Annotated in this window: 10 protein-coding genes and 1 pseudogene; 10 read left to right on the top strand and 1 reads right to left on the bottom strand. The window is 72.8% G+C overall.

What is annotated here, in order from left to right; genetic code table 11:
- The 10 genes and pseudogenes from ACXJKL_RS06020 to rpe form a co-directional block, all read left to right on the top strand.
- Positions 1-679 (top strand): annotated as a pseudogene (locus ACXJKL_RS06020) (primosome assembly protein PriA); the annotation flags it as partial.
- A 95-nt stretch (positions 680-774) separates the two neighbouring features.
- Positions 775-1,320, top strand: coding sequence for a peptide deformylase (def, locus tag ACXJKL_RS06015; protein ID WP_457206155.1), 546 nt, complete (start codon positions 775-777; stop codon positions 1,318-1,320).
- Positions 1,320-2,246, top strand: coding sequence for a methionyl-tRNA formyltransferase (gene fmt, locus ACXJKL_RS06010; RefSeq protein WP_457206154.1), 927 nt, complete (start codon positions 1,320-1,322; stop codon positions 2,244-2,246). The genes def and fmt overlap by 1 nt, the downstream gene beginning before the upstream one ends.
- Positions 2,247-2,329: 83 nt before the next feature.
- Entirely contained in the window at positions 2,330-3,877 is a 1,548-nt protein-coding gene (locus tag ACXJKL_RS06005) for an OFA family MFS transporter (RefSeq protein ID WP_457206153.1), read from the top strand.
- A gap of 82 nt (positions 3,878-3,959) precedes the next feature.
- A complete protein-coding gene (locus ACXJKL_RS06000) occupies positions 3,960-4,802 on the top strand; it encodes a hypothetical protein (RefSeq protein ID WP_457206152.1) in 843 nt (280 codons plus the stop codon).
- Positions 4,803-4,834: 32 nt separating this feature from the next.
- Entirely contained in the window at positions 4,835-5,248 is a 414-nt protein-coding gene (locus tag ACXJKL_RS05995; protein WP_457206151.1) for an MmcQ/YjbR family DNA-binding protein, read from the top strand.
- Complete coding sequence (locus ACXJKL_RS05990; RefSeq protein ID WP_457206150.1) at positions 5,241-6,560, top strand: RsmB/NOP family class I SAM-dependent RNA methyltransferase; 1,320 nt, start codon at positions 5,241-5,243, stop codon at positions 6,558-6,560. The genes ACXJKL_RS05995 and ACXJKL_RS05990 overlap by 8 nt, the downstream gene beginning before the upstream one ends.
- A gap of 165 nt (positions 6,561-6,725) precedes the next feature.
- A complete protein-coding gene (locus ACXJKL_RS05985) occupies positions 6,726-7,763 on the top strand; it encodes a hypothetical protein (protein ID WP_457206149.1) in 1,038 nt (345 codons plus the stop codon).
- A 10-nt stretch (positions 7,764-7,773) separates the two neighbouring features.
- Positions 7,774-8,757 carry a non-homologous end-joining DNA ligase gene (gene ligD, locus ACXJKL_RS05980; RefSeq protein WP_457206148.1) on the top strand — a complete coding sequence of 328 codons (984 nt, stop codon included), beginning with the start codon at positions 7,774-7,776 and terminating at the stop codon, positions 8,755-8,757.
- 22 nt (positions 8,758-8,779) lie between these two features.
- Positions 8,780-9,445 carry a ribulose-phosphate 3-epimerase gene (gene rpe / locus ACXJKL_RS05975; RefSeq protein WP_457206147.1) on the top strand — a complete coding sequence of 222 codons (666 nt, stop codon included), beginning with the start codon at positions 8,780-8,782 and terminating at the stop codon, positions 9,443-9,445.
- A gap of 191 nt (positions 9,446-9,636) precedes the next feature.
- On the opposite strand, the gene ACXJKL_RS05970 is transcribed toward rpe, so the two are convergent.
- Complete coding sequence (locus tag ACXJKL_RS05970; RefSeq protein ID WP_457206146.1) at positions 9,637-10,311, bottom strand: hypothetical protein; 675 nt, start codon at positions 10,309-10,311, stop codon at positions 9,637-9,639.
- Between the last annotated feature and the right edge of the window lie 408 nt (positions 10,312-10,719).

The raw sequence follows: 10,719 nt of genomic DNA, 5'->3' as shown, positions 1-10,719 counted from the left end.
GGCGTGCCGCGAGTGCGGGCACCGCGGGCTCCGCGCGCCCGTGCGAGGTGAGGCGCGCACCGCCGAGGAGCTGGGACGGACCTTCCCCGGCACCACGGTGCGCAGCTCCAGCGGTGACCGGGTGCTCGCCCGGGTGGGGCAGCGGGCCGACATCGTCGTGGCGACCGTCGGCGCCGAGCCGGTCGCGGAGACCGGGTATGCCGCCGTGGTCCTCCTCGACACCTGGCTGACCCTGGCCCGCGACGACATGCGGGTCCAGGAGGAGGCCGTGCGCCGCTGGATGGCGGCCGGCGGGCTGGTGCGCCCCGGGGGTCACGTCGTCGCCGTCGGCGACCCCGGGCACCCCGCGCTCCAGGCGCTGGTCCGCTGGGACCCCGCCGGGTTCGCCGAGCGCGAGCTCGTCGAGCGCGGCGAGGCGCACCTGCCGCCGACCGCACGGATCGCGACCATCACCGGTGAGCCGGGTGCCCTCGATGACGCGGTGACGCTGCTCGACCTGCCCGAGCCGGCCGAGGTGCTCGGACCGGTGCCGGTGTCCGCCGAGGAGCAGCGGGTGGTGGTCCGGGTGCCGCTGGCCCACGGCGCCCGGCTGTCCGCGGCGCTGGGCGAGCTCCAGCGGGTGCGGTCGGCGCGCAAGCTCGACGCCGTCCGCATCCAGGTGGACCCGCCGAGCATCTGATCGTGGTGGTCGGTCGGGGCGCGCCTCGCCGTCTGGCTCCTGCCGCCCCTCCCTAGACTGGGCCCGCACCCCAGACCCAGGAGCTCGAGCACCCCATGGCAGTCCAGCCGATACGCCTCTTCGGCGACCCGATCCTGCGCCGGCGCGCGATCGAGGTCGACGACTTCGACAAGGAGGTCCGCCAGCTCGTCACGGACCTCACCGACACCATGCTGGCGGCCCCGGGAGCGGGTCTGGCGGCCCCGCAGATCGGTGTGGGGCTGCGCGTCTTCACCTGGAACGTCGAGGACGAGGTGGGTCACCTGATCAACCCGTCCCTCGAGCTGAGCGACGAGACCCAGGACGGCGCCGAGGGCTGCCTGTCCCTGCCCGAGCTGACCTACGACTGCCTGCGCGCGCTCTCGGTCGTCGCCACCGGCTTCGACATGTACGGCGAGCCCGTGCGGATCGAGGCCTCCGAGTACCTCGCGCGCGCCATGCAGCACGAGACCGACCACCTCGACGGGATCCTCTTCATCGACAAGCTCGACACCGCGGCCCGCAAGGCGGCGATGAAGGAGATCCGCGAGTCCGAGTGGTTCGGCCTCGAGAGGCCCACCGTCCGGACGAGCCCGCACGCGACCCGCGGACTGGGGTTCTGATGCGCGTCGTCTTCGCCGGCACCCCCGAGGTCGCCGTGCCCGCCCTCGACGCGCTGCACGCCTCGGTCCACGACGTCGTGGGCGTGGTCACCCGCCCCGACGCCCCGTCGGGTCGGGGGCGCCGGCTGGTCGCCAGCCCGGTCGCCCTGCGCGCCGAGGAGCTCGGCCTGCCCGTGCTCAAGCCCGAGCACCCGCGCGACGAGGACTTCCAGGTCGCCCTGCGCGAGCTGCGGCCCGACGCGTGCCCCGTGGTCGCCTACGGCGCGCTGCTCCCGCAGTCGGCGCTCGACATCCCCGAGCACGGCTGGATCAACCTCCACTTCTCGATCCTTCCCGCCTGGCGCGGCGCCGCGCCGGTCCAGCACTCGATCTGGGCGGGCGACGAGATGACCGGGGCGACGACCTTCCGGATCGTCAAGGAGCTCGACGCCGGTCCGACGTACGGCGTGATGACCGAGCGCATCCGACCCACCGACACCGCGGGCGACCTGCTCGACCGACTGGCCGAGGGCGGCTCGACGCTGCTCGTCCGGACCCTGGACGGCATCGAGGACGGGTCCCTGGAGGCCCGGGAGCAGCCGGCGGAGGGCATCAGCCTGGCACCCAAGATCCTCGTCGACGACGCCCGCATCGACTGGACCGACCCGGCCATCGGCATCGACCGGCAGGTGCGCGCCTGCACCCCGGGTCCCGGCGCGTGGACCACCTGGGAGGGCGAGCGGTTCAAGGTCGGACGCGTCACCGTCGCGCACGGTCGCGACCGGCTCGAGCCGGGGGTCCTGGAGGTCACCAAGAACGCCGTGCACGTCGGCACCGCCACCGACCCCGTCGAGCTGGGCGAGGTCAAGGCGTTCGGCAAGAAGCAGATGCGGGCCGCCGACTGGGCCCGGGGCGTCTCCGTGCCCGAGGGCGCGCGGCTCGCCTGACACACCCAGGGGTGGGGTGCGTCACCTTTCAACGAGTGGGGCGCTAACCTGCGCTGAAGCCCATCGTCTCGGAGGTCCCCCCTGTGGCTGTTCTCGAAATCCTCGACCGTCGTCACACCGTGGCGCCGCGCTCGTACAACCGCTGGCTCATCCCGCCCGCCGCGCTGGCGGTGCACCTGTGCATCGGCCAGGTGTACGCGACCAGCGTCTACAAGAACTCGCTCATCGCGCACTTCGACGCCTCGCAGACCGCGATCGGCTTCGTGTTCTCGATCGCCATCGTGATGCTCGGTGTCAGTGCCGCGGTGTTCGGCACCTGGGTGGAGAAGGTCGGACCCCGCCGGGCGATGTTCACGGCGGCGTGCTGCTGGGCGGCAGGCTTCCTGGTGGGCTCGCTGGGCATCGCGTCGGGCCAGCTGTGGCTGCTCTACCTCGGGTACGGCGTCATCGGCGGCGTGGGCCTGGGCATCGGCTACATCTCGCCGGTCTCCACCCTGATCAAGTGGTTCCCGGACCGGCCGGGCCTGGCGACCGGCATGGCGATCATGGGCTTCGGTGGCGGCGCGATGGTCGCGGCACCCCTCTCGCGCCAGCTGCTGTCCTACTACGACCCCGCGTACGACCCCACCGACGCGGCCTCGCTGGCCGACGGGCACGCACTGACCTTCCTGTTCGTCACCCTGGGCGTCGTCTACTTCGCGATCATGATGCTCGGTGTCGCCAACATCCGGGTCCCGGCGCCCGGCTGGCGCCCCGACGGCTTCGACCCGTCCACGGTCAAGCAGAAGGCGCTGGTCACCGAGGACAACGTGTCGGCCGCCAACGCGATCCGCACCCCGCAGTTCTGGCTGCTGTGGACCGTGCTGTTCTGCAACGTGACCGCCGGCATCGGCATCCTCGAGCAGGCCAGCCCGATGATCCAGGACTTCTTCCGCGACGGAGGCGACTCGAGCGTGACCGTCGCCGCCGCCGGCGGTTTCGTCGGCCTGCTGTCGCTGTTCAACATGGCCGGACGGTTCGTGTGGTCCAGCACCTCCGACTACATCGGTCGCAAGCCGATCTACATGGTCTACCTCGGCATGGGCATCGTCCTGTACGTCGCCCTGGCCCTGGTCGGCTCGACCTCCACCGCGCTGTTCGTGCTCATCGCCGCGATCATCATCTCGTTCTACGGTGGCGGCTTCGCGACCATCCCGGCGTACCTGCGTGACCTCTTCGGCGTCTTCCAGGTGGGCGCCATCCACGGTCGGCTGCTGACCGCGTGGTCGGCTGCGGGGGTGGCCGGACCGCTCATCATCAACGGCTTCCTCGACTCGGCGGGTGGCGCGGGATCGCTGGACTCCGACTCCTACCGCCCTGCCCTGTTCACGATGGTGGCGATCCTCGGGGTCGGCTTCGTGGCCAACCTCCTCGTCCGGCCGGTGGCCGCGAAGTTCCACGAGGACATGTCCGCGCACGACGCCGACGCGGCGGCCGAGGTCGAGCGTGAGGTGGCTCGGACCGAGGAGGACAACACCGGGAGCGGTGGCAACAGCACCGTCCGCCTGGTGCTGTCGTGGGCCGTCGTCGGTCTGCTGCTCGCGTACGGCGTGTTCCAGACGGTCACAACGGCGTTGAAGCTCTTCTCCTGAGCGTGCGGACCCGCTGATTCTGGCCGGGTCCCGCCCGCCGATTCTGGCCGGGTCCCGCCGTGGTGACGTACCGTCGGGCGCCATGACCTCCCCCCTGGTTGCCCTGACCCGTCCCCGGCGGGCCCGTGCTGCGGCGCTGGCCGCGACGGTCCTCGCCACCCTGCTGTCCCCGGCGCTCACCTCCACCAGTGCCTCCGCGGACCACGGAGGCGCCGAGCCCGGGCCCGTCCACGCCGGCAACACGTACGGCTGGTGGAACAAGGGCATCGTGTGGCGCGAGGAGTTCGAGACGCCGTACTCCGGCCCGACCGGCCCGCAGTGGCAGGCCTCGGGGCAGGGCCAGGTCGTCCACCAGAACGGCATGCTGACCCTCAACACCACCGCGCAGGGCAGCCTCAGCGCCCGGCTCGGCTTCGAGGGTGCCGAGGTGGGCCGCTGGGAGACCCGCCTGCGGAGCCGGCAGTACGGCCGGGGCGGTGCCCGCTTCCGGGTGGTCACCGAGCTCGTGCCGGCCGGGGACCGCGACCAGCACTGCGGCGCCCAGTCCATCGCGCTGGAGAGCTACCGGATCGGCACCAGCACGGCCAACCTGTACGCCCGCAACCTCCCGGACGTCGCCTGGAAGGGCGAGCACGCCGGGATGGACCTCGGTCGGGACCGCTGGCACACCTATGCCGTGGAGGTCACCCGCGACCGCATCTCGTGGTTCGTCGACGCGCACGTCGTCCAGACTGAGCGGCGCCCGGAGATCTGGTCGGGGGTGCCGCTGGTCCCGCGCTTCACGATGGAGGCCAAGGACGGCAGGACGATGAACGTCAGCCGGATGCAGATGGACTGGATCCGGCACTGGAGCCTCGAGGCACCCAACGAGCTGCCCGTCGACGCCCCGCCCACCCGCCAGGGCCGCTACGGGAAGGCCTGCTGAGCGCCGTCGCCGGCACGACTACGCTGACCCGCGTGAGCAGGAAGGCGCGTCCCGCGGACATCGACGAGATCTGTGCCGCGCTCCCCGAGACCGAGCTGGGCACGTCCTGGGGCGATCGGCCCACCTGGAAGGTCCCCCGAGGACCGAAGGGCAAGGGGTTCTGCCTCTACCGGATGCCGCACAAGACGGCCGTGGACCCCGAGACCGGGGAGATGTACGACGACCTGGTCGTGATCGTGACGGCCGACGAGGCCGACAAGGCGGCGCTGGTGGAGGACGGGACGAACCCGTTCTTCACCATCGACCACTTCCGCGGCTACAACGCCGTGCTGGTCCAGCAGTCGCGGCTCGGGGAGATCACGCGCGACGAGCTGGCCGAGGTGATCACCGACGCGTGGGCCCACCGGGCCCCGAAGCGACTGGTCCGCGAGTTCTTCGATGGCTGAGCGCCGGTCCCGGGCGGTCAGGATCGACCCGTCCCGGCTGGCCGCCCTCGAGGTGCTCAAGGCCGTCCGGGTCGACGACGCCTACGCCAACCTGGCCCTGCCCAAGGTCCTGGCCGAGCACGGGCTCAGCGGCCGCGACGCGGCCTTCACCACCGAGCTGGTCTCCGGCACCATCCGGCTCCAGGGCACGTACGACGCCATCATCGACGCCTGCCTGACCAAGCCGCGCCTCGAGGCCAAGGTGCGCGACGTGCTCCGCCTCGGCACCCACCAGCTGCTGTCGATGCGGGTGCCGGACCACGCCGCCATCAGCTCCTCGGTGGAGCTCGCCCGCGCCCGCATCGGGGTCGGCCCGGTCGGGCTCGTCAACGCGGTGCTGCGCAAGGTGGCGGCCCACGACCTCGACGGGTGGATCCGCCGGGTCGCGCCGGACCCCGGGACCGACCCCTTCGGGTACGCGTCGATCGCGCACTCCCACCCCCGTTGGGTCGTCGAGGAGCTGGCGGACTCGCTCGCCTCCGCGGTCCAGCTGGAGGACCTGCTCGCCGCCGACAACGCGCCGCCGCGCGTCATGCTGGTGGCCCGGCCGGGGCTGGCCACCGTGGCCGAGCTGGTCGCGGCCGGCGGCACGGCCAGCACCTCGTCGCCGTACGCCGTGGAGCTGCCGGGCGGTGACCCGTCCGCGATCCCGGCCGTGGCCGAGGGACGCGCCGGGGTGCAGGACGAGGGGTCGCAGCTGGTCGCGCTGGCGCTCGCGGCGGCGGAGCTCGAGGGCAGGGACGAGCGGTGGCTCGATGTCTGTGCCGGTCCGGGAGGCAAGTCGGCCCTGCTCGCCGCCCTCGCCGTCCAGCGCGGTGCGCTGCTGCTCGCCAACGAGAGCCAGCACCACCGGGCCCGCCTGGTCGTGCGTGGCTGCCGCGCAGCCGCCGCGGGGCTGGTGGGCGTGGTCACCGGCGACGGCACCCGTCCGCCGTGGCGCGACGGGACCTTCGACCGGGTGCTGGTGGATGCGCCCTGCTCCGGGCTGGGGGCGTTGCGTCGCAGGCCCGAGTCGCGCTGGCGTCGCTCGCCGGCCGACCTGGACGTGCTCGTGCCGCTCCAGCGCGCCCTGCTCGACCACGCGCTGGACGCGGTCCGTCCCGGGGGCGTGGTGGTCTACGCGACCTGCTCGCCCGTCCTGGCCGAGACCACCGAGGTGGTCGACGCGGTCGTCGGCGCACGGGACGACGCGTCCGTCGTCGCGACCCGGCAGCTGTGGCCGCACCGCGACGGCACCGACGCGATGTTCATCTCCACGGTGCGCAGGCGTTGACGCCCCACCCCCAAAAGGGGGGACGCGGCATGGTTGCCTGTTCCCACACCACGACACCTCGTGGATGATGTGGCTGTCGGCGACCTGTCGGCAGGGGACGGGAAAGAGCGTGCGGTGCGACGGAGTGCAGGAGCAGTGGCCACGGCCACGCTCGCGAGCCTGCTGGTGAGCCTTGTCCCGGCGGCCGGTGCCGACGCGTCCACGGTCCGCACCGGACCCGGCAGCGCCGCCGACGGCATGTTCCTGACCTACGTCGGCTGTGACTCGTTCTTCGGTGCCGCCTCGGCACCCGGCACGCGCGTCAACCTCGGACCCGGCGCCGCGCCCCTGGGACGCCGCAGCTTCGGCCTCGTCCCCAGCCGCGCCGGCAGCGCCTCGGGGCCCTACGTCCCCTTCCTGTCCCTGGCGGGCGCGGATGCCTCGGTGGCCGTCACCGCGAGCGCGGGCACCAGCGGCGCGTCGTACATCTGGAACACGGCGCCGGACGCCCCGGCCGGCCACGCCTGGCTGGGACGTGCCTCCGTGAGCGTCCCCGCCGGTGGCTGGCACACCGTCGGCACCGACTCGCTGCGCTACGACTGGAAGCTCGTCGACCTCGTCACCGGTGAGGCGACTCCGGGCGCCACGGCGACGCCGGCCGAGTTCGTGGCCGCGCACGGTGACGGCGCCGGCTACGTGGTGACCGGCTTCGGGTGCGATGGCCACGCCTTCAACATCGACGCCGTCCGCGGCGCCGGCCAGACCTGGGACTTCGAGGGCATCACCCTCGACACAACGATGACCGTCTCCGCGTCCCAGGTGGCCGCCGGCAAGGACGTCGTGATCAGCGGCCACGTCACCGACGCCGTCGGTCGGGTGACCGGCGACCCCGTGCTGCTCCAGGCGCGCACCCCCGGGCAGGGCGAGTGGCGCACGGTCTCCGAGCTCACCGTGGTGGGTCCCGACGGGTGGTCGCGCCGGACCGTCACGGTCACCGAGGACACGGAGTACCGCTGGGTGCGCCCCGAGGGGGAGTACGCCGACGCCGGTGCCAGCGCATCGGTGGTGGTCCGGGCCGTCCCCGCCCCGTCCCCGCAGCCGTCGGCCCCCGCACCGTCGTCGCCCGCACCGTCGTCGACCACTCCGTCGTCGCCCACGCCGTCCTTGCCGGCTCCGTCCTCACCCGCGCCGTCCTCACCGGCACCGGCTGGTCCGGGTCGCTAGGTTGGGCCGTATGGCCCCCACCGGCACGAGCTCGAGCATCGAGGTCGACGTGGGTCCCCACGTCGTGCGCGTCAGCAACCCGGACCGCGTCTACTTCCCTCCCACGGATGCGGCACCGTCGGGGGCGACCAAGGCCGACCTGGTCGACTACTACCTGGCCGTGGGGCCGGGGATCGTCAACGCCCTCCGCGAGCGCCCGTGCATGCTGCACCGCTTCCCCAAGGGGCTCGCGGGCGACAAGGTGCACCAGAAGCGGCTGCCGGCGGGCGCGCCGCCGTGGGTCGAGACGGTGCGACTGCACTTCCCGCGCTGGAACCGGACGGCCGACGAGCTGTGCGTGACCGAGCTGGCGAGCGTCATCTGGGCGGTGCAGATGTCCACGGTCGAGTTCCACCCGTGGAACAGCCGCCGCGCCGACACCGAGAAGCCCGACGAGTGGCGCATCGACCTCGACCCCGGTCCGGAGTGCGACTGGGCGACCGTGCAGCGGATCGCGGGGATCGCCCACGAGGTCCTCGACGAGCTCGGCGCGGTCGGCTTCCCCAAGACCAGCGGCGGTTCCGGGATGCACGTCTACGTCCGGATCCCTCCCGACCACGGCTTCTCCGACGTACGCCGCGCTGCCCTGGCCTTCGCCCGCGAGGTGGAGCGTCGCTCGTCCGGCGACGTGACCACGGCGTGGTGGCGCAAGGACCGCGACCCCGACCAGCTGTTCGTCGACTACAACCAGAACGCCCGCGACCACACCATCGCCGCGGCGTACTCCGTGCGCGGCGTGCCGACGGCCCGGGTGTCGGCGCCGGTGCGCTGGGCCGAGGTCGACGACTGCGAGCCGGAGGACTTCACGATCTTCACGATGCCGGAGCGCTTCGCCGAGCTGGGCGACCTGCACGCCGACATCGACGACCACGTCTTCGACATCGCGCCGCTGCTGGAGTGGGCCGAGCGCGACGAGGCGCAGGGCGCCGAGCCGCCGGTCGATCCCGAGGACTGACCCGGGCCTAGACTCACCGCCCGTGGGTATCCAGATCACGCCGAGCATCCTCAACGCCGACTTCTCGCGCCTGGGCGAGGAGGTCGGTCGCATCGCCAGCGCCGACTGGGTGCACGTCGACGTGATGGACAACCACTTCGTGCCCAACCTGACGTTCGGCCCGACCATGGTCGAGGCGCTCAGCCGGGCCACGGACATCCCGCTCGACGCGCACCTGATGATCGACGACTGCGACACCCACGCCCCGGTGTACGTCGAGGCCGGCGCTTCCAGCGTCACCTTCCACGTGGAGGCGACCAAGGCCCCGATCCGGCTGGCCCGTGAGATCCGGGCCAAGGGGGCCCGGGCCAGCATGGCCCTGCGGCCGGCCACGCCGATCGAGCCGTACGAGGCGCTGCTGCCCGAGCTGGACATGCTGCTGCTGATGACCGTGGAGCCCGGCTTCGGTGGCCAGAAGTTCCTCGACCTGTGCCTGCCCAAGATCCGCGCCGCCCGCGCCATGATGCGCAGGCACGGTGTCGAGACCTGGCTCCAGGTCGACGGGGGTGTCTCCCTCGAGACGATCGAGCGCTGCGCCGAGGCCGGGGCCGACGTCTTCGTCGCCGGCTCGGCCGTCTACTCCGCCGACGACCCCGACGCGATGGTCCGCGAGCTGAAGGCGAAGGCGGAGGCCGTAGCCGCGTCCTGAGCCGACGGTTGCCGGAGCGGTGAGCCAGCCACCTTCCGCCTCGGTGGACCGTGGCTCAGCCACCGCCACCCGGCGCGGCGTGCGGGACACGCCTGCTGCCGGTCGCCCAGCCACATCGGGTGACCGCGGAACGTGGCCCAGTCACCGCTCCTCGACCTCGACCGGCCGCTCCTCGACCGACCGCCTGCGACTCAGCGCGCCTCGATCTCGCGGAAGGTCCTCGCGTCGTCAGTCGACACGTAGAGCCGGCTGTCCCACGTCCTGACCCAGGCGACGTCCTGCCTGGCCTCGAGGGCGACGAGCGGGGACCACCCTCCCGGCGCCRCGAGGAGCGGCGGGTCGAAGGTCGGACGGTATGGCGAGTAGCCGGACCAGTCGGTGCCGTCGCTGGCCCACAGGCCGTGCCACCGGCCCGACGGGCGTGCGAGCGTCTCGTCGCTGAAATGGTCGAGGAGCACCAGGATCCGGCCGTCCGCGAGCCCGACCGCCCCCGACTGGTACCCGAGCTCGTCGCCCAGATCGACGTCGTAGGTCTTCCATGTCCCACCGTGGTCGGTGCTCCGGGCGACCGCCTGGAACGGCAGGAGCGTCGCCCCGTCGCCGCCGGCGACCACGACCCGGGTTCCTTCGGCGCCGCTGGCCGTCATCGAGGGGACAGGCTGCTGGAGCAGGCCCTCGAGGGCCGGAACCGCGGACAGAACGGGCCGTCCGGCGTACGCCTGCCACCTGCGCAGGCTCCAGGGCTCGTACGACGCGGTGGTGAACCCGTCGTCGCTGGTCGCGACGGCGCGACGACCCCGGCACGCCTGCTCGACGCAACCCCACCATGCGACCACCCGGAGGCCCTCCGCACGCGGGAGCACCACGACGCCGAGCAGGACCGACCTCGGGTCTGAGGCGACCTCCTCCGGGCTCGGCCGGCCCTTCCTGGTGGCGGGTCGCGCGCCGGAGGGGGTCTGGACTGCAGTCGGCCGCCCCTCTGGGCCTGGCGTCTGCGATGTGCCGCCACCCCGCGGAGACCACTCGGACCCGCATCCGCCGGCCAGCACGGCAACGAYCAGCAGGGGCAGGATCAGCGTTCTCATGCGGGAGGGACGCGCCGGAGGAGCCGGAAGTTGTGGGAGACGACGTGGCCGACGCCAAGCGAACACCCCTGTCCACGCGAACAGTGAGCCACCCACGTTCGGCCGGTGGTCGACGGTGGTCCACGCACCGCCCGCCGGCGCGGCGTATGGCGACGCGCCCTTGGGCGGTGCGTGGGCCACGTTCCGGGC

Source organism: Nocardioides sp. P5_C9_2, from assembly GCF_054049555.1.
The sequence above is the reverse complement of the archived record's forward strand: the minus strand, read 5'-3'. Positions and strand labels throughout refer to the sequence as shown.